Raw genomic sequence first — 21864 nt, 5'->3', positions numbered from 1 at the left:
TAGGACCTGCCCATTGAAGAAAACGTCGGCGACCCGCGTTCACACCCGGACCGACAGCAATATGAAAGTGAGTACGAAAGCCAATGATTGTTTATTCACACCGATTTTCCGGCGTTCTCCAGCAACTCGTGATCGAGCTTGGCTTGGATATGATCCTCACGGATGAGAATTCTCCGGTGTCGCTGGCCGATAACGAAGCCATGCTGAGCGAAGTTGCCGCGGGCATGGGTGTCGAAATGAAGAAAATAGCGGCTGCCAACGGCAGCGTTCTATTCAAGTTCCAACGGATGCAGTGATGGTAGCGGAACCCAAGAACCACAATGCCGGACGTGCTCGCGCAGGCGTTCCGCTAGCCCGCGCACAGCGCCTTGCAAAGCAGGCTGAAGCCCGAAGTGCAAATAGGAAGTCTGCCGCCCCTGCTGTGGTCGGTATACTTGCGGTCACTTTGCTCGGTATTGGTGGCTACTTCTATTCGAGCGGCGCACCGAGTGCGGCTGCAGCACTTGGGGACGCCCAGGAAGGTGGCGCTGTGTCGCCGATCATCCAAGAGCCGGAGAATACACAGGCAGTTGCGCTGAATGACACCGCTGTACCTGAGCCCGTAGCGGCGCCATTTGCTACAGAACCGGCGACCGCAGTAGTCGCGCCTGCCATACAGACGGTTCCGGAAAGACAGGTCTTTGCGCCGCGACCGGTTCTCCCCCCTTGTGTCAACGCTGTCGAACGTCATCTGACCAACCTGTATCGGGCCGATGTGACTGGCACGCAATGGGACACGAAACGCCAGCACATCCGTGACACGGTTCAGGCCGTTCTGGATTGTGAACTTGCCACTTTTACACTGGACGGCGACTTCGACCTTGCCGCCACTGCGCTCGCCGATTTGCAGGTCAGCTGGAACCGAAGTGCAGCCAGCCTAAGTCTCGCCGTCATCGAAAGCACCGGTAACAAAGTGACACCGGCAGTCTTGACCGAAGATGGCCAACCCATCGCATTCCTTGTTCATTAACCGGAGGCCGTTTCATGGAAAACTTGCCTGACTTCGACACTATCACCACAAATCTGAGCCAATGGGCAGACTGGACTCTACGCGTCGAGTTCCCAATTCCGGATGCTGCCTTGGTCGTTGCATTTGTGCTGGCGCTATACGCAGTCCGGCTCAGCGCGAGTGCTGCAAAAGACAGTGTCCGTGATGAGGTGGAACAGCTTTACCAAGCCGAGCTGCTTCAAGCGAACCGAAAGATTCAGCAAGCCAAGGCCGAATTGCGTAAAGCGCAGCTTGAGATTGAGCGTGAACGCCAAAAACGCCGCCGCGACACGATCCGTGGTGCAACCGGCGCGCGTCGCGCTCCGACACCACGCCTTGTTGAAACCCCCAAAACTCTGGAGCGCGTCTAAACCCGTCGCCCGACATTCCCAAATTGCTTAAACTGGAGCCAAAGAAATGAACCTGACACGACTTGTCTACTACAGCCAGCGCAACCCTTCCATGAGCCTCAACGTCCCCGAGCTTTTAGAGGTCTGCAAGCGCAACAACTCCCGTATGAACGTCACGGGCATCCTGCACTTCAACGGCAATTACTTCCTGCAAGTGCTGGAAGGCGGCCGCGCGGAGGTAAGTGCGATTTATCACCGGATTGCTGCCGATCCCCGCCACATCAACATCATTCTGATGTCTGCCTCAGATGTCCGCGAACGTATCTTCCCGACATGGTCGATGGGCTTGCACGAAGGCATGGGGGAAGAAACCAAGAAGATCTTCCTGCGCTACTTCCCGAGCGAAAACGTCAACCCAGAAGCGATCAACGTCGACAGCCTGCTCGACTTTCTGCAAGACGTCTCTGCAGAACTTGCTTAACTTCGACTGCTTCGAACACGGCAAATGGCCTCTGGTTTCAGAGGCCATTTTCTTTGGGTGACTGCCTAGGTGTGCCAGGCTGAGAAGGCAGGAGCTTACAAACCACGAAGGCTGCAGAAATGTGCAAAATAACGGTCATTACCGTTTCTTTGCAACTAAAAGACCGACGCTCTGGCATAGGCTGTCACGCTCACAAACCTCTCAACTGGCTAGATGAGTAATTTTTTGAAATTCTCAACTTTTTTAGAGACTTGTCTCAGTGCCAGTAAATGAACGCCAATTGATGTTGCCCTGATTTCAAAAGTGCGCAGTCGACCCACCCTCAAAGCTCTAATGCCAGACCCACAGCAGCGCGCCCTTCGTCAGTTTTGATGGAGAAGTCAGTCCCAAGATGCCGGTCGGCTTCTGCGCCACAGAGCCACATCAGCGCCCTCGCGACCCATTCAGGCGGAATATGCGCGTCAGGATCTAGCTGGCTGACCGGGTTTATGCCGGATGCTTTGATTGACACTTGCATATCTGTTGCGACAGTCCCGGGACTCAGGCCAACAACCCGCACGCCATGATCGCCATATTCCTTGTGCGCCACGCGGGTCAGCGAGAGGACAGCAGCCTTGGTCGCGCAGTAGTGGCTCCAGCCTTCGAGCGCGCTGGTCGCGGCGCCAGAACTGATGTTGATGATCGTTCCACCGCCAGCGCGGACCATCTTTGGGATGGCATAACGCAGCCCGTGGTACACGCCCTTGAGATTGACATCGACAATTTGGCACCACGCCTCCGGATCACTATCGGCCAATCGGGCGATGGGGTTGATCGTACCGGCGTTGTTTATCAGCACGTCGATGGCGCCGGTCTTTTCGATGGACGTATTAATCAGGGCCTCAACGTCGGCAGCCTTGCTGACGTCACAGCGGATCGCCGTTACAGCGCCACCGGCATCTTTGATCTCTTGCGCGATCTCGTTGATCCGCGCTTCCGAACGTGCGGCGAGCACGACGTGCGCGCCAGCTTCTGCAAAGTGCCGCGCGGCGGCTTCTCCGATACCGCGGCTGGCGCCGGTGATGGCAACGGTCTTGTTTCTGACTTGGTTCATCTGGCTGTTCCTGAGTTCTGTGGGGATCACATCATTTCGGCAAAGGCGGATTCGACGGATTTTTGGTCCTTGCGCCAAGCTTCAAAGACATCAGACGCAGACGCCGGGTAGACATCTTCCTGCCCCGACATCACGGCGGCCAACACATCCCGCACGACAGCGTCGGGGCTGTCTTTTGGTGCGTCGACGCCGGCCAGCATGTCGGTATCGATGCCAGCGGGAAACGCATTGATGACCTGAATGCCTTTGGGGCGAAGATAGGCGCGCAAAGACATGGCCATCGACTAGGCGGCCGCCTTTGACGCATTGTATCCGGCGAACCCAGGCGCGCTAACAAACGACAACAGCGTCAGCATGTTAACAACAGCACCACCGCCGTTTGCCTCGATAATCGGAGTAAAGGCGCGTGTCATGTCGCGGAGGCCATCGTTGTTCACGGCCATATCCTTGGCCAATTTCGCTTCGGTCACGTCAAGCGCTCCGCCAAAGGTCAACGACCCAGCGTTGTTGATCAAAAGCGTGACGTCTTCTGCCTTGCTTGCAACTGCTTCGATGATGGCACTGTTGGTGACATCCAATGTGAGCGGCACAACGCGCTGAGGGTCAAGGGCGACCATCTTGGCGAGGGTGTCGACATTGCGGGCCGCGGCATACACTTTTGCCGCGCCTTTCTCGAGCAGCTGAGCGACGTAGTGGCGACCAACGCCGCGATTTGCCCCTGTCACAAGAGCGACTGAATTCTTGATTTGCATGGATGTTCTCCAATTGGTGTTGCGATGCAATGGAGATACTGATGTGCACACTGTCGAAAAATGCTTCTAAATGCGTGATTGTCGTGCAAAAAATGCACGAACGGATATCGAAGCTCTCAAGATCGTCGCACTTGTCGCCCAGCAGGGGAGTTTCGCTGCGGCCGCGCGTGTACTTTCGGTTGATCCGTCATCGGTGTCACGAACCGTCGCTTCGGTAGAGGCGGCTTTGGGACTGCGTTTGTTCCAACGCTCAACACGGTCCTTGTCGGTCACGGAAGAAGGAGAGGTCTATCTCAGCCGCCTCGTGCCACTGCTTGAGGGGTTGGAACATGCCCAGGACGACGCGCGCGCTGTGTCGCGCCATCCAGCAGGGACTGTGCGCATAACCACCTCAGTCGCTTTTGCGCATACCTGTGTCGTGCCACATCTTGCTGACTTCACGTCCCGATATCCGGACATTTCGCTCGAGATCCTGCCCAGCGATGCGAACCTCGACTTGGCGGCCAATTCCATCGATTTGGCCATTCGCCTCGCTCCGGAACCGACAGGCGACCTGATCAGCGCGAAGTTAATGAACACGAGGTATCGTGTTGTGGCGTCGCCTGAATACTTGGCGGAAAGCGCCCCGCTTTCGATGCCAACCGACTTGCAGTCCCACAACTGTCTTCGATCTGCCATGCCCGAGTTTCGAACGAGGTGGCGATTTCGGACTATGAACGACGACCCGACTGAAGTTCTTGTGTCAGGAAATTTGATTATCGTAAACGCGCTATCTCTGCGCCGTGCCGCGCTCGACGGTCTTGGTCCTGCATTGCTTGCGGACTGGCTTGTCAAAGGAGATATCGCGGATCGGACCCTCGTTGACGTGTTCCCCGATCACGACTGTACCGCGACCGAGTTTGATACAGCAGCGTGGATTCTTTATCCTTCGCGCAGCTTCCTTCCGCGGAAAGTGCGTGTCACAATCGACTTCCTGCGGCAAGTGCTGGACTGAACTTGCTTTGCACGAGCAAGGAAGATGGGCTATCCAAGCACATATTGCAGTATGGCGACACAACGCCAGTAGTGCGTCCTCGCTAGGGTTGTAGTAGGACAAAGAGCGGCACAGACCGGTCAGAGACGCGCTTCAATTTGATCCAAAACAACTTCTGGTGGCTCAAGCTCGCGGTAGACGGCAGACACCCGGCGTGCTGCCGAAACTTGCTTCTGGTGTCAGCGCGTGCAGTGATCTTCTAAGAGCCAGCGGATTCCATGGATCGTTCTCACCGCAAACAGTCTTTTTGGAGCAGCGCACGTTGCCGAATGACGGTGCGACCAACACTTATGCTTCTCAGGCGACCCTGCGTATTGAAGACAGAAGCTCAAGGCGCCATCTTCGCTAACCTCTGGTGCGACCGTGTTGAACATATCCTCGGCAGGGATATCAAAAACAAGTGCCCTACATGGATGTCTTCGCTACCGCACGGTGAATATGCGAGGGGAGGCCATCAAAGGCCATGGAAGGTCAGATCACCCGTCCTTAAATTGCTCCAACGCGCCAAGGATCGCACCATAGATATCTTGATGTGCGTTTTGTCCGAAGAAGCAATCAAGGTGCCCATATCCCCCAAAGACCTCGCGCGTGAATTTGTGGGCACTATGGGGCAAGGCCTGTTGTAGCCACCTTTGTGTGCGCAGCGTGGTTTCAGGCATCACAAGCTGGTTGTCGGACCCCGCCATGAAGTGAATTGGCATGTCCAGACCCTTGGCAGAGCGGAGGTATGTGTCATTCCCGTCCTTATCCACGGCGCGTCCCAGCTTCATGATCAGACCTAACTGTTCAAACTGGTAGGTCGCAACAGTGCCGCAAGTCAGACCTAGAACGTTATGTGTTGCCTCATTGAGGTTCTTGTGCAGCCAGACTGGACCAAAGACGCCAAAAACACGGTGGCATGTTGGGCTGAGACAGGGATTGTCGTCCGGGAAAGGGATCCCATAAAGCAGAGCATCTATCGTCATGTCCGTGGTATTTCCCCCGGACAAGTCAGGTGGCTGCGTGGACAGGTCAAAGGTCGGGTGGGGTGCTAAAAGCGTGCCAAGCTCGGGATTGTTGGTGATTGAGTCAAGCACCATCCGCCAGGTTTCCGGAAGGCCGTCATGGATCAGCTCGGCCATGTTGGTGTCAGCCTTGAGCTGATTGAACCAGTTGGTGACCGGGTGGAGGCTAAACTGATTGATGACCAACTGGCGCACTTTGGATGTGGGCTTCGCCGCAAGTGACATCATCACTGTCAGTGCCCCAAGGCAATGCGCCATGATCTGGACGGTTGGTTTGCCGGTCTTGGTTGTCACCGTATCAATCGCCCAGGGCCAGTCATAGAGCGCAATATTATCTACGGCATAGTCTGGCTTCTTGGGGAGCTGATTGGCAGGACTCGATCGATGATCAAAGACCCAGACATCATAGCGCGCTTTAATCAATTCCTTCAGGATCGAGCTTTCGTTCGTCTTGAGCCCAAAGCTCAGCGCGCGCACACCAAGCCCCGAAGAGATGATGACAGGACCGTAGTCTCCGCCTTTGAAACGGGTCAGACGGATTGGATAATGCGGCTCTGCCTCTTCAGTGATGACTTCGCCGATGATGCCTTCGAAGATGATCTTGCCATCGACCGCAGAGGGAAACGCATCGTTGGGTTCGCTCGGCTGGTCGATCGCGGGGAAGTTGTTGAGATACGCAGCAAGGCCGCCGTAGGTCCGGAAGACCTGCATCGGGATTCGTTGTGCCAGCGGCATCGCAGTCATTAGGCCCAAAGCCGAAACCGCGGCCAGAGGTTTCCCGTCGGGACCATTGCCATAGTTGGCCAAGACGTAGTGGAAAAGCCCACTGAGCCATTTCTGGTCTGCGACCAGTTTGCTGAAATCATGACTGCTCAGCGCGTCTGCTAACTGCATGCCAAGTTCTTGGGCGCCTTCATTGGGGTCTGCTTTGAACGGTGTCTCTACACTGCCCGGTTCGGTCAGAAAGTCCTGAAGGTTCAGGTCGATACGTCCCTCGTAAACGACGGGTGGATTCTGTGAAGTATCCGTGATCGTTGTGAACAAATGGGTCAGATCCGTCCACCAGTGGCTGCCGGGGCGCTTTTGCAGTGTTTTCCGGCCTTCAAATTTCAGCGTGTCGGTCAGGTCGCACTGATAGTCCATTTCCCACAACTCAACGGCTTTTGCGTCGTTCTTGAGCAAGTTAAATGTGCCATTGGCAACTTTGTGGGTCCCGGCAATTGGCGCATCGCCGGTAATGGCGATTTTACCCGAAAGCTTTGCCGCAAACTGCTTGTTCTTATCATCGATCATATCCGCCGCATTGGGTGTCGCGACGTGAAGCTGTGCCTCGATCCAGGTGCCATCTGCCTCACCCTGCCGTCGACCTACGGCATAGCGGTCACCGATTGTCTGATTCTTGTGGATGACCGGCGCCACCGAGCCCCGCATTTGTTCGTCAAATGAAGCACCGGCCGAGACGTTGCCGATGATTTTCCGCAGTGCCTCAAGCGCCCGTGTGGCGCGGGTCTGGTCGCTTGCGCTTCCTTCTGTCCCAAGCGCGTCAAGCAGCGACTGGATGTAGTCCAGCAGAGTGCGACAGGCGCCGGGGACATCTTTTACCAGGTCGGCGTTTTGAATCGCGCCGTCAATGGCAGTCTCGGCCATCCCTTTTTGCCACAAGTTCATGTTTGAGCTGTCGATAAAGGCGTTGGCCTGTGTCTTAATGAACTCACGCACTTTTTCGGGATCAACACCCATTCCTATGATGGCACGTTCGATTGCCGCTTTTGCCGAAATCAGTTGTGCGATCATCGCAGCGAACGGATCATCTTCGGGTTTCGACGGTGCACCTGAGGCAGGATAAGAGCTTTCCGCGTATTTGAGGTCGCGTTTTTCGCCAAAGCCACGACGTTCCTTCAATGCGTCCATGGCCTGTATCGTGACGGCTGAAATCGTCAGCAGCGGGTTTAAGCCCAGCGAGGTCGGGATCACCGACCCGTCACAAACCAAGGCATTTTCGTAGACGTGATCCTTGGTGCCATTGTAAAGACGGCACTCCCCATCAACCACACCGTCCGCGGCCGAGTCAGCCATCCGGCATCCCCCGACAGGATGGACTGTCACCAGATTCCAGCCGAACTGCCCTGACCAGACCGGATTTGACAGGTAGTTGCCCCAGATTGCAGAAGCTGCCTTCTCTAGAATTTCGTTGTCGCGTGGATAGGGAAACCGCTGTCCTACGCCCGGCCAGTCAACATAGACGATATCGAGGTCAGTGTCGTGACGCAGCCACCCACTGCCGTCGTCGTGTGACATCACAAGATAGGACTGCGTCTGTGAAACCGCGCCTTCATAGGTCAGCGCATCCGCGCCTAGGTGATTTTGCACACCTGTCCCGAGTTCAGCCAGGCTTGGAAGACGCCTCGCCGCGTCGGGGAAGGCCATAAGGTCGGCGGTGGTCGCATCCTGCAGGAAGAAAAGGGGCGGATAGACCGTTGAAAGCGGGCCGGGTGCGACGCCATCCTCAATCACAAGGCCATTGATGGGGTCGCCCTGATCAATCTCGATGTATCCGGTGATACAGGGCCCTGGCTTGAACTTCGCCAGATCACCATTCCCGCCGCTGCCAATCAGGTCTTTCTGGTGGGCGCCGGCACCGACCGAATAGATCGGTTTCGCTTTTGCGTTGGTGCCGGTTTTATGGGTGTAGTTGGCATCAAAACCAAAACCCAGAATGTCGCCGTTACCAGAAAAGCCGCGTCCAAGGTTTGCGGCGGAAAGCGGTAGCCCCTTTAGGGCAGAGCGCTGCAACAACTCGGTCGACCCAAGCGTGCCCGCCGCAATGACAAGCAGCTTTGTCCGAATTTCCGTGATGTGGTCATCTCCCCAAGGTGCAACATGCACGGTCCAAAGTCCGTCATCCACCGAAACCCAATGGACCACCGCCTCTGTGACGATGCGTGCTCCGTTTGCTTGGGCGTGGGGTAGGTAGTTCATCAGCGTGGTGTTCTTGGCTCCGAAGTTGCAGCCTGAACAGCAGTCGCCGCACATCGTACAAGCGGCCTGATAGTTCCCGAAGAAGTTTGCGCCCTCTTCGAATGTGACGTTGATCGGTGCACGCTTGAGCTTGCGGCCAAGCGCCTTTGCGGCAACGTTCAGGGCCTCCATCTTGGGCAAAGTGACATCTTTGGGAATTTTTGTTGTGCCCAGCCCTTTTTCGGCTTCATCGTATGCTTCGCCCAGAAAATCGCCCTTGCTGAACTTTCTGGGCCAGAGGAGCTGCCCATCCGCATCTGTCTGTTGAAAAACAGCCGGGTCCGCCCTCAAAGCAACATTCGCATTCAAAAGCGAAGTCCCTCCAAGTCCGCAACCGACGACAACATGCATGTCATCGTTCACGCGCACATCCATCAGACCGTTGTTTGTGGTTATCCTGCCGCGTTGGCGCAGTGTCAGCTGTGTTTCCCGACGCGCCTCTTCAAGATTTGTCGGATATTCGCCTGGCAGGATCTCGCGACCGCGTTCCAGCAACATCGGAGTCAGCCCCATTTCCACAAGCCGTGATGCCGAAATTGCACCGCCATAGCCCGAACCGATGACGATAGCGTCCTGGATGTCGTCCAGATCCCACCCTTTCGGTGGATCTTTCAGCACCTTGCCAAAAGCGTGCGAAATCCGGTCCATCGTGACGCTCATGGCAGTTTGCCCTGTCTTTGAAGTTTCAATTCCGCGGTACGGCCATTGGCCAGATACATGTCCTGCCGCTGTGCCAGCGTACGATCAACGGACTCTGTGAATTTTGCCCAAGCGGCTTGTGCACCAGCGCGCGCCGTATCCAGCGTGGAATACATGGGATTGTCAGCATCCGGTATGGGGTCGGCTGACTGAACTTCGGGCGGTGCGACCGTTGAGCCCGTCAAACGGTAGAGTTGAAGCGCCGCCGTATGTAGGTCGTCGTCAATGACCACGATGCTGGCACCTTCAACCGTGTGTCGCAGGACGGTGTCCATAACCCACCCGCCGCTATTGTAAACCGTCACTGGGCGCTTGAACGCATCCACGACAATCTGGTCTGCGAAAGGTTTGTGTGTGTGACCGAAGACAAAGCTTAACTCCCTCGGCAGCGCCTCCTCACCAAAATCATCAATCATTTGTTGCCTGAGCGGACCGCCGATGTAGTCCTTCAACCCTTCAATGGACGCCCGCGACAGGACTTCCTGATAAGAAAAACGCTCAAGCTGTGAAAATGCGCCGACGGTGTAATCAACAAGGCCGGCCGCACCGTAATCAATTGCCTTGTCCATCAAATCAAATGACGGGATTGGCAAACGCGTTCTGACGGCTTGCGCCATCAGCCTGGCAAGATAGGACTGAAACGCATGCGCGGCGCCACCTGTCTCAAGGAACCTTTGTGCTAAAGCACCGTCTGTCCCGATTGCGCCCAAGTCGCCCAAAGTGGACCAAGCAAAATCAATCCACGCGCCGTTTTGTCCCTCAAGGAGTTCGACGGTCAATGGCGGTGCTGGTTCACCGGTCAATGCCTCCAGCAGGTTTGTCATCGCCCTGTAGGCGTCCTCGATGAAATGGCCGTGATGAAACGCAATCATCTTTTCCGTGCCTGACTTCGAAGAGCGTCCCATCACATAGTTGGGGTATGCGGTCAGCGCCTGTCCCCCAAACCCGGCCTGAGCAAGGACGGCACCCATGATGGTGCTATGCCCGAGGTATGCCTCGCTTCCCGCCATCGGGGTGATGTGGCTCCAGAATTCGGCGGTACCGGGATCCGTGCCGTGTCCGGCAAGCGCACCGAACCTTTCGGCGGTCCAGAGTGCATGGTCGTGGTTGCCCGGCACATAAACGGCACGATCTGCTTTCTTCACAAAGTCGAGTTTGTCCAGAAAACAGGCCAACACGTTGCTGCTGACATCAGGGCGGGCAAGTGAAAAATCCAGCATGTCGCCAAGAAGTATGAGATCGAAACGTGATCCTTCTGGGAAGTTGGCCAGTGTCTGATTCAATGCAACTGCGAAAGTAGCTGCCGTTTCGCTGATCTCACCCGTGCGTGGTGAGTAGTCTTCAGCCAACTCCGTGATCAGGCTATTGCTTGCACCTGCATGAAAGTCAGACACTACAATCGTATAATGAGGCAATGGTCCATCCTAAACTCACGGTTGACCTTAGTCAGAAGCTTCCCTTAGGGCAACTTTGGAGTTTATATCAGTCAAGATGGCCGCTGTGATGCGGAATAACCACGTCTCGTCATAGGCTTGCGTCGCAAAAGTCAGGAGCAATTGATTATTGAGAGTGAAGCGTTGAACCAGAGCGTTACAGGTGAGAAGCGTTGGGTGACGACGTTTATGGCCGATATTGTCGGCTCAACTGAGTTGACCGAGAAACTCGGGCCTGAAAAGACGTTCATGCTGGTGAAGGATCTGCTGACGCGGATTGCATCGGTGGTGACGGAATACGGCGGGCGTAATATCAGCTTTGCAGGTGACAATACCTTCGCGATATTTGGTGCGCCAGTCGCTATGGAACAGTCGTCCATTCAAGCGGCCCGCGCCGCGCAGGCTGCCATGGCGCTGGTGCGCGAGGCGGCGCCGGCATACCTGAAGAGTCATGGTGTTGAGCCTCAGATCCGTATCGGATTGGCTGGCGGGGAAGTGCTTGTCGCGCAGATGGGCATTACAGGAGAAGAAAGCCTGAATGCTCTTGGCAGCGCTGTTAATCTGACGGCCCGCATTCAAGCAGCTGCTGCCCCCGGTCAGATTCTGTGTTCAGAAGCTGTCAGGGCCGAACTTGAAGGCTTTGTGGCGACCGATTTCGCGCAACAAGTCTCGCTCAAGGGATTTGAAGGAAAAAATCAGCTCTTTAGCGTTGGGGCCTTGGTCAAGGATCAGACGTCGCTTGGCGGGCGCATGGCGCGTTCAAAGACGGCTTTCGTTGGCCGTGATAATCAGGTTGCAGCATTGCGGGAGTGGTTGCTTGATGACGCACCTACAGCAACGTTGATGTGTGTCTCTGGGCCCGCCGGTATGGGGAAATCGCGCCTTGTCCGCCACGTCGCTGATCAACTTGAAGGCGGGCCGTCAGTCGTTTTCGCCTATACCGCAAGCGAAGATCAATCGGCCGTGCTGCGACCTGTCGTATCCTTGATCAGGGATGCGGCCGGGCAAACGACTGCGAAGAATCGCGATCAACTGACCGAATGGATTCGGCAAAACCTCGTGTCCGGCGCGACACCGCGCGATGCGTTGGTGGATTTGCTGATGGGTGTCGCGTCGCACAACAATAATACGGACGGTTATTCTGCCGACGCCCTGCGCGAACAGCTTGTAACAATCCTGGTCTCATTGTTGGCGCGCCCGGACTTGCGACTGGTGATTGAGGACACCCATTGGCTTGACGCAATCAGCCGTCAAGTTTTGACGCAGGCGTTGCAGCGCGCTCCGGCTGGGTCCCGGCTTCTTGTTACCAGTCGCACTACCGATGATTTGGATGCACCCGCGCAAGCGGCCATCTCCCTCGAACCGCTTTCCAGTGGAGAGGTTACCCAGTTGGTACGGTCGGCCTTACCGGATCTCGCGAATGATGAAGCGATAATCCAGCTTCTGACCCGTCGCTGCGAAGGTAATCCTCTTTTTGCCGAGGAGATCATGCGCCACCTTAAGACCGCTCACAAAGAAAGTGGGGCAGGGACGCTGAGTGAAACCTCTATCGGCTCAATTCAGAATCTGATTTTCACGCGTTTCGACAGGCTTTCGCCGGAAGATAAACACCTGTTAAAGCAATTGGCAGTAGTCGGTCGTCTGATCCGTCGGGACCATTTGGTCTGGTTTGCGGGCACTGATGAAAAAGCAGACCAAATAGCTGAGGGGGCCATCGAAAACGGGTTGGTCGAAAGGGCGCCTGGAACGCTCCACTGGCGTTTCGCGCATGTCCTTATCAGGGACGCAATCGTCGCGAGCATTCCCGATATGGATCTACCGGCGTTTCATGCTGACGCCGCCAACGTTATCCAGTCTACTCAAGTTGCAAGGCGCGACGATCTTGCCCCCGCGCTTGCTCGCCACCTTGATCTTGCAGGCAAGCCGGAAGAAGCAATTGGCTTCTACCTGACAGTCGCAAGATCGCACTGGCGCGTTTATGCTCTGGACGAAGCATGGGCGGTTTTTGAGCGGATCAGAGAGATGATCGCGGAAAGCAGCTTTCGTGTTCCTGATCATATACTTGCCGACTTTATTGTAAGTTATTGCAAGGTTCTGGACATTTCCGGCAAGTACGAAACGGTGATTGATGTCTCGGAGCAATTTCTGGCTGCCCTGCAAGAACAATCGGATAAGGCTGCACTGTCGCATCTACTGACCCTGAAAGCGAAAGCACAAAGCGAATTGTTGCAATGGGACGATGCACTCGAAACGGCCGAGGCTGCCCTGAAAATCGCGGACGAGATTGGCGATGATGATAGCGCGGCACGCGCAAAGATCGCCAAGATGCACTTACTGAACGAAAGTTTTCTTGGTGATTTTGCTGAAATTCAGCAGCTTTTTGCCGAAACCGAAAGTTACGCAAACTCGGGGAAAGACCCACATCTGGCCCTTGAGCGGCTCTACGTCATGACTTCATGCTTTAGGCGCACAGGTAATGTCCCCAAGGCCATGGCAACGGCCAACGAGATGCTGCAATACGGCGAAAGCCATGACGACAGGCACGCCTATGCCTATGGCTATTGGACCCGCGCTTCGGTCCACGCCATGCTGGAGCATCACGACGATACAATGTCCGATTGTCAGGAAAGCCTGAAATATTCGATACCTGGCACCTTGGATCATTTCACCGCAAATGTGTTCTTGCGGGGGACAAAAATCGCGATAGGGGCGCCAGAAACGACCAATGAAGAGTTGGAAGCAACTTACGAAAGCCTAATGAACTCATCGGAGTTTGCCGTGGCTGTTCTTCTTGGTTGGTATTCAGCCGGCCTCCACATTTTGTCGGGGCGGCTACGCGAGGGATGGCACCGGCTGGAAAAGCTCGAAGTTGTCATGGAAAATGGTCTCGATCGCGGTCTTTTGGCTCAGTACTGGCTCAAGAAGGCAGAGTTGTTGTTGACGATCCGTGGCCTTTTACCGCCGACTGTGAAGCCGCCGCGCATGTCCTTGTCTAATTTGGTGTTTGGAATGCGGCTACGCTTCGGCGCGATCGCGATGGTGAAAGAGATCATTTCGCACCTGGATCAAAAGATGGGGTACACGGACGGTTTTCAATTCGCGCGATTGTTGGTCTTTCAAGGCCTCATAGACAAAGCTGAACGGCGCAAGCCGCAAGCGCGGGAAAGGCTGCAAAGGGCAGTCGAAATTTTCAGTCGGTGTGGGGCGAAGTTTCATGAAACGCAGACACGCGAACTTCTGGCAAAGTTATGACCCTTTTGATTAGGCGGGAGCGGCAGACAAAATGCGGATCGGTAACAGTTGACCAACGTCGCGGACCTGTAGAGGCGCGACTGGTACGTCAAACTGACATCCACCGCTCGGAAATTCCTGCGTCCTAGAGGAATAAATGATGGCATATGTCGAAATCGCAGGCTGGCTCGGCACGCTGTTGACATTCACGGCATATTCAATGCGAAATATGCTTCCTCTGCGGATTATCGCATTGGCTGCCAATCTCGCTTTTATGACATACGGAGCCTTGGTCCCGGTTTATCCCATGCTTGTTTTGCATCTCGGCCTTTTCCCGTTGAATGCATTTCGGCTCTACGAGATTCAGCGCGGGATGAGACGCATGAAGGAGGTGCGTTCCGGCAAGCAGCCTCTTGATGTTCTGACGCCTTTCCTGAAGACAAAGGCCTATAAGAAAGGCGATACAATTTTCAGCCAAGGGGATAAGCCGGACAAGGTTTACCTGCTTGAAACTGGTGCAATCAGCCTGCCTGAGGTCAACGTGCGCCTTGAGGGCCCAAGCTTGTTTGGTGAGATGGCCTATTTTACCAACGCAGCGGAACGCACGACATCTGCTGTCTGCGCCAGCGACTGCACCATTGCTGCAGTCGACGGCAAGACCTTTATGGGTCTCTATCGTCAGCATCCCGAATTCGGTCATTACGTCATTGCATTGATCGCATCACGCCTAATTACGTCGGATCCCGCACGTCGCGCTGCCTATGAAGGCTTCGTCGTCAAAGCAGAATAAAGAGGGCAGGCGCCATGTGGCGGGAGTGAATTGGAGCTTCGCAGCTTTGAACCTGCTGGATGGCGCGCTTGTGATTGTAACACCATTCAGTCTTTGCGCAGCTCCAACCTAAAGCCATTGCATCCTGATGAATGACCCTGGCAGCAAGCGATCCTACCTGAAAACCAGCCGCGCTTGGCGCGAAGAAACCGTCTCTGCTCGTCACTTGTCCCCAGCGCTATGGAAATTTGATGGCCGGCAGCTATTGATTGCAGGAAATGAGACCGCCCATCAAAGCTCTTTGTGCGATCAGCAGCAATGACAAGATCACTTGCTGGTTGCTCAATCCCGCATAGATGTGGAGCCGGCAACAGACGCCTGAGATACGTCATCTGGTGGTCCTGCGCGCGCTACTTTTTCGACCAGATCGAGTGACAGCAGCGCATCTAGCGCAAGGCGGAAGCGAGGATGCCGTCTGCACTTTTTCCGCAAGGCAATAGTATCCCATTCCAGAACCTCACTCTCCCTGTGCAGCACGACTGTCGCTGATGCCCCGGTGTTCTTCAGATAGGCGACTTCTCCCACGAATATGCCGTCAGGCAGGTGGAACTTTTTGCCAAATTTTTCCAACTCTATCTGACCTTCAATGATGAAATATAGGTTTTCGGGGCGTTGCCCTTTGGTCGTCAGGAGATGCCCGGCAGGGCGCCTGACGCGTTTTGCCAGCGCCATCAGATTGCGAAAATCACCCGGAGGCAAAACCGAAAACCGGCTATAAATGTCGCGATATTTTCTGGGAATCGCAAACCGCGAACTTCGATAAAGGAGGTTCAGCAGTCCGACAAGATTGGCAGTGCCGGTAGCCGCACTTGCGAAGATCGCAGACCAGAGCGGCGCATCATCAACAACAGCATAGTACCAGATATAGAGTATCGTCCCGATCAACAGCATGAGACGCAGATAGACCTGATTGATAAGCAGGTAGCCGAGGACAAACATGCCTGCGGCAAGCAGCACCAAGACATCTGCTGTCGTCATTCCGATTTCATCTAGCCCAAGCACTGCCCTCAGACACTATCCAGCGTTCCGGACGGTCGCAAGCCGCAGAAATAAACTGATGCGCGAACTAAGGCGTTGCACGGAGCCCCTGAAATCGACAAAGCAAAGCCGCTTCAGTGAAAGCTCGTTCTGCAAGTACGCTGGTTGCGCATGCTTGACCGAATATGAATCTGAACCGTCCCTCACTCGCCGCAGACCCTGAAATGAAGATGCTGGGTCGCTGAAATGGTTATCTTCCTCGTGCGTTGTCGATGGGAACTGTGTGGCCGAGCGGTATGGAGGACCTCCGATCAAGGGAGGAAATTCGTAGATCCGGGGGCCACAATTTTTGTGCGCCTTATGCCATGAAAGGCGACCCCAGCAGTGCCGCGGACGGACCAAACAATACGCATAGTCGGGGAAGGAGTCGGCTAACGTTTGGCAGAGGCATTGGTCCGTCTACGGAGGGACGCACGCTACTGCTTGATTGAGTATCGATCAGCTTCTTCGAAGACGTCTATGACGCGCGTTCCGGACTTGATCAAAGCCCCATGTTCAACGCCTGCCGGAATTGAGTAACTGTCACCGGCTCTGTAAATCTTCGTCTCCCCACCGATAGTAAACTCGATTTGCCCTTCGACGACAGTGCCCCACTGCGCACCATGAGAATGTGGGGGAAGTTCCATATCCTTGAGGAAGGTGAAGAAGGCCACCAGACCATTGTCTGACCGCACCACCGCTGTCTGCACGACATCATCGGGGAAGGGAATGTCAATACTCGGAAATGCTGTTATAAAATCTGGATACGGCATTCTGCTTTCCTTTCGCGTGCCTTGATCAATCATGATGCGTTGTAGATCAACCGTGTCAGACCGGCTTGGTTTTTACAAGTTGCGCACAGTTTAGGCCCCTAGCTGCCGCTCGCCGAACAAAGCGCGAAGGTCTGCTTTCTGTTTAGAGCGTGGCTCTGGCTTGTTTGGAGTTGGTGTGGTCGGAGACGGTGCTGAGTTGATGTGTTCCAAGAGTAAGTTCAGCTACTGTGTTGAAGTTACTGTGGGACAATAACTGTGATGGGTTTGCTCTGGCCAACACATTGATTCCAAACACTGTGTTCGACACAGCTTCTTCAGCCCGCAAATCCCTGTATCAACGCACCACAAAACTGTGCGATGAGTGTGTAACGCAAGAAGTGAAAACTGTGCGATGTGTAAAATATTGATTTTGCTTTAAAAAGTGGTGCCCGGGGGCGGAATCGAACCACCGACACGAGGATTTTCAATCCACTGCTCTACCCCTGAGCTACCCGGGCACGGGAAACGCGAACCCTCGCGTTGGGTAGCGGCGTTGTAGACGCGAGGCTGGGGGGTGTCCAGAGGGATTTGTGCGAAAATCAATGCTTTCTGAGTGCTCAGGTCTCAGCCAAGCGAACATAGGATTTTGCTGCAACCGAACGCCGCCGATATTGCATCAGTGCGGCTTTTGACGAAGAGCTTCCTGAAGAGCTTCGTCCAACTCTTCCTCGTCCTCGGGCGTCTCAACAGGGATCGCGTAAGAGCCGCTCAACCATTTGCCCAAATCCCTGTCAGCACAGCGCTTTGAACAGAACGGACGGTAGTCTTTGACGGTCGGCCGGTCACAGATCGGGCAGGGCATCTAGAGGTTCCTCAACAAAGCGGTCGGCAGCGGCGCGCGCTCGCGTTTGCGCTGCAATTCAAAGAGACCCATCGGGGTCCAGCCGACAAGCGAAGTCTCGATCGGATCGGCCTTGAAAGCGGCGCGCAGGGATTGTTCGACCTGTTTACGGTGTGCTTTGGACATCGAGACGAAATCGACGCTGACCTGCCCGGCCAAACCGCGCAGCCGCAAGGCGCGGGGCAGAGCACGGGCCGCCGCCAGATTGGCTTTCAGTGCTGCGGCGGGCGAGGTGTCGTTGCCGGTGTTCACATCGACCGCCACCAGTGCGCGTGTGGGTTCAACATACATATTGCCCTCGGCCAACGGCACATGTGGATCTTCAAGCATGACAAGTTGATCAAGCACACCCAGATCGGCAAATGATCCTGCCTCTGTCACGACCTGCGCGGGCCGCGTCCATTCGCGCCAGGCCAGCGCGTGCGGACCGTCACCTTCGGTCAGAGCCTCAGCGTTTTTGCCTTCGGCATCCCCAAGCACCGCATCTGCGAGTGCCGCCATCGCGGCGATGTCTTCGGCAATATCCTCAGCCGCGCCGGTTTCGCAGGACGAGCGCAAGATCAGCCCGTGCGCGCCGTCGTAAACATCATGCGCAATGGCGAGGATCGCATCGCGCTTGTCATCGTCACCGATCTGGCGCGAGACATTGATCCCGGGCTTGCCGGGCGTCACGATTGCATAGCGGCTCTTGAACAGCACACGGTCTGTCACTGGCACGGCCTTGCCACCTTCGGCATAGCCTGTGACCTGCACCAGCAGCGGCTGACCGGGGCGAAGGCCTTTACCCTGTCTGAGGAATGCAGTCTCGCCATCGGGCAGGCGCAGCATCATCCCGCCTTGCCCTTTGATCGGACGGTCGCAGATCGCGCGGAAGATCGCACCGGGGCGCGGCGCATCAGATGCGTCGATCAGGATATCGTCGAGCTTGCCATCCACCATCAAAGCAGCGGCCTCGACCTCTCCGATATGATCGAGAATGATCATGCGACCCTTCATGCGGTCTCTCCGTAGATCACCAGTCCGGCTGCAGTCAGCAGCCCCGCCGTCTCGGTCAGGGGCAGCCCGACAATTGCTGTATAAGATCCGTTGATCCAGGGGATAAACGCGCCTGCGGACCCCTGAATGGCATAACCGCCTGCTTTGCCCTGCCAGTCGCCGCTTGCGATATAAGCGGCAATTTCGGCATCAGACAGGCGTTTCATAGCAACAGTGCTTTGCACGTCTTTTGTCCAGATGTCGGCCCCGCGTTTGACCGCCAAAGCCGTGATCACTTTATGACGGCGACCCGACATGGCGCGCAGGAAGGCTGCAGCCTCATCCGAATCTGCAGGTTTGCCCATGATGCGGCGGCCGAGCGCGACGGTGGTATCTGCGCACAGCACGACCTCATCTGCTGCAGCACTGACAGCGGCTGCTTTTTCGGCAGCGATGCGTTTGACGTAGTCGCGGGGCAGCTCACCCTTGAGCGCATCCTCATCAATGTCCGGGGGCCGGATGTCCGATGGGGTCAGCCCAAGCTGGGCCAACAGCTCCAACCGGCGCGGCGAGCCGGAGCCGAGGACAAGTTTCAATGAAGTGTCAGGGGGCAGGGTGGTCATGTCAGTATCCAGGATGCCACCGGGCGCAGCCAGAATTGCAGACGGCAATCGCTCACCTGCGCGGGCCGAAACATGCGTTTCGGCCTATTTGAAGCGGTAGTTGATACGACCCTTGGTCAGGTCATAAGGCGTCATTTCAACCTGCACTTTGTCGCCTGCCAGAACGCGGATGCGGTTCTTGCGCATCTTGCCTGCCGTATGCGCGATAATCTCATGGCCGTTTTCCAGCTCGACCCGAAACGTCGCGTTTGGCAGAAGTTCTTTCACGACACCTGGGAATTCGAGCAGTTCTTCCTTGGCCATGTGATCTCCTATAGTTTCATCCACCCATCGTGGACGGCGCTTAAATGCGCTCGAAATGGGTATTTTTCAAGGGCTAATCAGCGCAAACTGACCGTTGTGATATGATTGAGACGGCTGTCCTGCTCTTCCCAATGACTGAAATTGCCTACATGGCCTGTTGTGCGGACGGCGCTGATTGGCGCAAGATCAACATCAGCAATGACCCATGCGGTGTCATCCGTCAGACCTTGGGCGATGATCCCGTCAGGCGGCAGGCCGATGTCTGGCGGGCAAAAAATCCCGGCGCGCCCGGTGCTGACGTCGATAATCTCGCAATCGGAGACAATGCCTGCCAATGGCGCTTGCACCACAAGACATTGACCTTCGATGGCCCGCGCGCGGCAGGACTGGCGCACGCGCGTCTGGCCGGCAGGCGCTTCGGTGCAGGATGGAACGAGGATTACTTCAGCGCCTGCGGCAACAAGAGTGCGGGCCAGCAAGGGAAACTCGCTGTCATAGCAGATCAGAATCCCGATCTTCCCAAGCGGCGTGTCAATCAGCTTCAAATCGTCACCCGCCGCCAGTTTCATTTCTCGGCGTTCATAGGGGGTCAGGATCATCTTGTCCTGAATGACCACCTTGCCAGTTGGCGCACAAAAAGAAGCCGCGTTGGTGGCTTTGCGCCCTGCGTGGCGGGGCAAGCTGCCAGCAAGGATATGCAGCCCATATTTCTGGGCCAGATTGCTGTGCAATTCGGTCCACCAGTCATAGTGAGGCATCAGAGATGCGACCCAGCCCGTCGGAGAATTGTCTTGCGACGGCCCGATCAGTCCCGCCTCGACCCCGGCATATTCCGGAAAGACAATGATCTCCGCTCCGTCCCGTGCCGCATCTGCCACGCGGGCCTCCAGCTTGGCTTGTAGGCTCTCTCGGTCGGGATGCCACTGAGGTTGATAAGCGCAGGTCGCGATCTTCATAAGATTTTGCTCCAGAACTGCATCGGCTTGGTAGTTTCGCGATCATCACCCACATCGCGCCAGTCAAACGAGGCGACCACCCCGTCTATTGGCGTATAACCGCGCTTGCGCCAGAAGGGATCGAGTGGGGCATAATCCGCTGGGCGGGAGGGATGATCTATAGGGCGAACGACCGCGCAAAAGGCGCTGACCTTCCGGCCAAGTGCGCGGGCGTGATCCTCGCGGACGTCAAAGAAGGCATGTCCGATCCCGCGTCCGCGGTAATCAGGCAAGAGTACGGACTCTGCACAGTAAAAGATATCCGTCAGCGGCTGCGAGATCGCCGCGAAAGGCTTTGCAAAATCATCGGCATGATCTTCCATCGGGGTGCCGGTCGCGGCCCCCACCAGATGGTCGCCATCAAACGCACCCACAAGGATCGCGCCAGCACTGTCGCGGTAACTTTGCAAGTAGCGATGCTCGTAATCAAAGGTGCCTTGATAAAGATAGGGCCAGTCGCGAAAGACTGTCATGCGCAGACGCGCCACATCATCAAGATGACGCGAAATGTCCGCACCAGCCAACGGACGCACATCGACCGTCATGAGACCTGACGCAACCAGTCAGCCAGATTGTAATAGGTGGTGACGCGGGCAATCTTGCCGTCGCGCAGGCTCATCATCGAGGCCCCGGGCAGGCGATAGGTCTGTCCACGCGCCTCCGGCAGTCCTGCATCCGTTTGCAGATAGGTGCCGTTGACCATGAACTCAGCCGCAGCCCGCGTGCCGTCCTCTGCCGAAAACAGGACAAGCTCCGTCAGGGTCTCGTCATAGCATTTCTGCATATGCGCGCAGAACACACCAAAGGCGTCCTTGCCGATCCGCACTTGCCCTTCGTTGACGTGGTGGGCGACATCATCTGTCAAAAGCGCCAGCATCCCCTCGGTGTCGCCTGCGTTGAAAGCCGCGAAATAGGCGCGCAGCACCTCTCTTGCATCATGCATGCTCGTCCTCCTCCTCAATGCCCGGCCCCCACCGCGCAATCAGTCTGTCCCTGATCTGGTCGCGGGCCTGCCGATATGACGCCAGACGGGCCTCACGGCTGTCGCCCAGTCCGGTCGGATCAAGGATCGGCCAGTATTCCACATCCAGATGGTAAAACCGCGTCAGATCCAGCGCCCGACGCTGGCTCGCCGGTGATAGCGCCAGCACGAGGTCAAAGGACGACAGGTCATCGCCCCAATCCTCCATCTCATCAAAGCTGCGGCTGCGGTGACGCGACAGCTCCACGCCAAGCTCCTGACAGACGGCCACGGAAAAGCCGTCGATCTCAAGGTCGTTCTTCACCCCGACCGACTGGATATAGCACTGCGTGCCATAGAGCTTTTTCATGATGCCTTCGGCCATGG

At 56.0% G+C, this 21864-nt stretch carries 22 protein-coding genes and 1 tRNA gene; 7 read left to right on the top strand and 16 right to left on the bottom strand.

The window, feature by feature from the left end; all coding sequences use genetic code 11:
* Positions 1-83 precede the first annotated feature (83 nt).
* The 4 genes from BM316_RS09075 to BM316_RS09060 are packed head-to-tail and all read left to right on the top strand — an operon-like array spanning position 84 to position 1858.
* A complete protein-coding gene (locus tag BM316_RS09075) occupies positions 84-296 on the top strand; it encodes a hypothetical protein (protein WP_090206710.1) in 213 nt (70 codons plus the stop codon).
* Positions 296-1009, top strand: coding sequence for a hypothetical protein (locus BM316_RS09070; RefSeq protein ID WP_090206709.1), 714 nt, complete (start codon positions 296-298; stop codon positions 1007-1009). Before BM316_RS09075 ends, BM316_RS09070 begins: the two co-directional genes overlap by 1 nt.
* Before the next feature lie 14 nt (positions 1010-1023).
* Positions 1024-1398 (top strand): hypothetical protein, encoded by a 375-nt coding sequence (locus BM316_RS09065; RefSeq protein ID WP_090206707.1) that lies wholly within the window; start codon positions 1024-1026, stop codon positions 1396-1398.
* Between the two features lie 46 nt (positions 1399-1444).
* On the top strand, positions 1445-1858 hold the full coding sequence (locus BM316_RS09060; protein ID WP_090206705.1) for a BLUF domain-containing protein: 414 nt from the start codon (positions 1445-1447) through the stop codon (positions 1856-1858).
* 322 nt (positions 1859-2180) lie between these two features.
* Here BM316_RS09060 and BM316_RS09055 read toward each other — a convergent pair whose 3' ends face one another.
* Genes BM316_RS09055 through BM316_RS09045 form a run of 3 tightly spaced genes read right to left on the bottom strand, consistent with a single transcriptional unit; the run spans position 2181 to position 3703 of the window.
* Positions 2181-2951 (bottom strand): SDR family oxidoreductase, encoded by a 771-nt coding sequence (locus BM316_RS09055; protein WP_090206699.1) that lies wholly within the window; start codon positions 2949-2951, stop codon positions 2181-2183.
* 26 nt (positions 2952-2977) lie between these two features.
* Positions 2978-3232 (bottom strand): Rossmann-fold NAD(P)-binding domain-containing protein, encoded by a 255-nt coding sequence (locus BM316_RS09050; RefSeq protein WP_090206698.1) that lies wholly within the window; start codon positions 3230-3232, stop codon positions 2978-2980.
* 3 nt (positions 3233-3235) lie between these two features.
* The gene (locus BM316_RS09045; protein ID WP_090206694.1) at positions 3236-3703 is read right to left on the bottom strand and encodes an SDR family NAD(P)-dependent oxidoreductase; all 468 of its coding nucleotides are present in this window, start codon (positions 3701-3703) and stop codon (positions 3236-3238) included.
* A gap of 70 nt (positions 3704-3773) precedes the next feature.
* On the opposite strand from BM316_RS09045, the gene BM316_RS09040 reads away from it, so the two are divergent.
* Positions 3774-4697 carry a LysR family transcriptional regulator gene (locus BM316_RS09040; protein ID WP_090206691.1) on the top strand — a complete coding sequence of 308 codons (924 nt, stop codon included), beginning with the start codon at positions 3774-3776 and terminating at the stop codon, positions 4695-4697.
* Between the two features lie 515 nt (positions 4698-5212).
* On the opposite strand, the gene BM316_RS09035 is transcribed toward BM316_RS09040, so the two are convergent.
* On the bottom strand, positions 5213-9418 hold the full coding sequence (locus BM316_RS09035; protein WP_090206688.1) for a GMC family oxidoreductase N-terminal domain-containing protein: 4206 nt from the start codon (positions 9416-9418) through the stop codon (positions 5213-5215).
* Positions 9415-10851, bottom strand: coding sequence for a hypothetical protein (locus BM316_RS09030; protein WP_090206685.1), 1437 nt, complete (start codon positions 10849-10851; stop codon positions 9415-9417). The genes BM316_RS09035 and BM316_RS09030 overlap by 4 nt, the downstream gene beginning before the upstream one ends.
* A gap of 162 nt (positions 10852-11013) precedes the next feature.
* Between BM316_RS09030 and BM316_RS09025 the strand changes: the two genes are divergently transcribed.
* A complete protein-coding gene (locus BM316_RS09025; RefSeq protein ID WP_131802559.1) occupies positions 11014-14142 on the top strand; it encodes an ATP-binding protein in 3129 nt (1042 codons plus the stop codon).
* Between the two features lie 136 nt (positions 14143-14278).
* Entirely contained in the window at positions 14279-14911 is a 633-nt protein-coding gene (locus tag BM316_RS09020) for a Crp/Fnr family transcriptional regulator (protein WP_090206682.1), read from the top strand.
* A gap of 321 nt (positions 14912-15232) precedes the next feature.
* Here the strand turns inward: BM316_RS09020 and BM316_RS09015 are convergent, their stop codons facing one another.
* The 11 genes from BM316_RS09015 to BM316_RS08965 all read right to left on the bottom strand — a co-directional run bounded on the left by BM316_RS09015 (position 15233) and on the right by BM316_RS08965 (position 21862).
* Positions 15233-15928, bottom strand: a complete 696-nt coding sequence (locus BM316_RS09015; RefSeq protein ID WP_131802558.1) for a cyclic nucleotide-binding domain-containing protein — start codon at positions 15926-15928, stop codon at positions 15233-15235.
* Positions 15929-16404: 476 nt separating this feature from the next.
* Complete coding sequence (locus BM316_RS09010) at positions 16405-16740, bottom strand: cupin domain-containing protein (RefSeq protein ID WP_090207810.1); 336 nt, start codon at positions 16738-16740, stop codon at positions 16405-16407.
* A gap of 422 nt (positions 16741-17162) precedes the next feature.
* Positions 17163-17237: transfer RNA gene (locus BM316_RS09005), tRNA-Phe, on the bottom strand.
* A gap of 158 nt (positions 17238-17395) precedes the next feature.
* Entirely contained in the window at positions 17396-17581 is a 186-nt protein-coding gene (locus tag BM316_RS09000; RefSeq protein ID WP_090206678.1) for a DNA gyrase inhibitor YacG, read from the bottom strand.
* The gene (locus tag BM316_RS08995; protein ID WP_090206676.1) at positions 17582-18616 is read right to left on the bottom strand and encodes a ribonuclease E/G; all 1035 of its coding nucleotides are present in this window, start codon (positions 18614-18616) and stop codon (positions 17582-17584) included.
* The gene (locus BM316_RS08990) at positions 18613-19218 is read right to left on the bottom strand and encodes a Maf family protein (protein WP_090207806.1); all 606 of its coding nucleotides are present in this window, start codon (positions 19216-19218) and stop codon (positions 18613-18615) included. The genes BM316_RS08995 and BM316_RS08990 overlap by 4 nt, the downstream gene beginning before the upstream one ends.
* A gap of 84 nt (positions 19219-19302) precedes the next feature.
* The gene (infA, locus tag BM316_RS08985; protein WP_007205486.1) at positions 19303-19521 is read right to left on the bottom strand and encodes a translation initiation factor IF-1; all 219 of its coding nucleotides are present in this window, start codon (positions 19519-19521) and stop codon (positions 19303-19305) included.
* Positions 19522-19598: 77 nt separating this feature from the next.
* On the bottom strand, positions 19599-20477 hold the full coding sequence (locus BM316_RS08980; RefSeq protein WP_090206674.1) for a carbon-nitrogen hydrolase family protein: 879 nt from the start codon (positions 20475-20477) through the stop codon (positions 19599-19601).
* Positions 20474-21061 carry a GNAT family N-acetyltransferase gene (locus BM316_RS08975; RefSeq protein WP_090206671.1) on the bottom strand — a complete coding sequence of 196 codons (588 nt, stop codon included), beginning with the start codon at positions 21059-21061 and terminating at the stop codon, positions 20474-20476. The genes BM316_RS08980 and BM316_RS08975 overlap by 4 nt, the downstream gene beginning before the upstream one ends.
* Positions 21058-21459 (bottom strand): ketosteroid isomerase-related protein, encoded by a 402-nt coding sequence (locus BM316_RS08970; RefSeq protein ID WP_090206668.1) that lies wholly within the window; start codon positions 21457-21459, stop codon positions 21058-21060. Before BM316_RS08970 ends, BM316_RS08975 begins: the two co-directional genes overlap by 4 nt.
* Entirely contained in the window at positions 21452-21862 is a 411-nt protein-coding gene (locus BM316_RS08965) for an arsenate-mycothiol transferase ArsC (RefSeq protein WP_242649801.1), read from the bottom strand. The genes BM316_RS08970 and BM316_RS08965 overlap by 8 nt, the downstream gene beginning before the upstream one ends.
* Positions 21863-21864: the final 2 nt, after the last annotated feature.

This window comes from Yoonia litorea, assembly GCF_900114675.1.
GTDB classification, from domain to species: domain Bacteria; phylum Pseudomonadota; class Alphaproteobacteria; order Rhodobacterales; family Rhodobacteraceae; genus Yoonia; species Yoonia litorea.
Note: the sequence above shows the minus strand (reverse complement) of the source record. Positions and strands in the feature narration are given on the sequence as shown.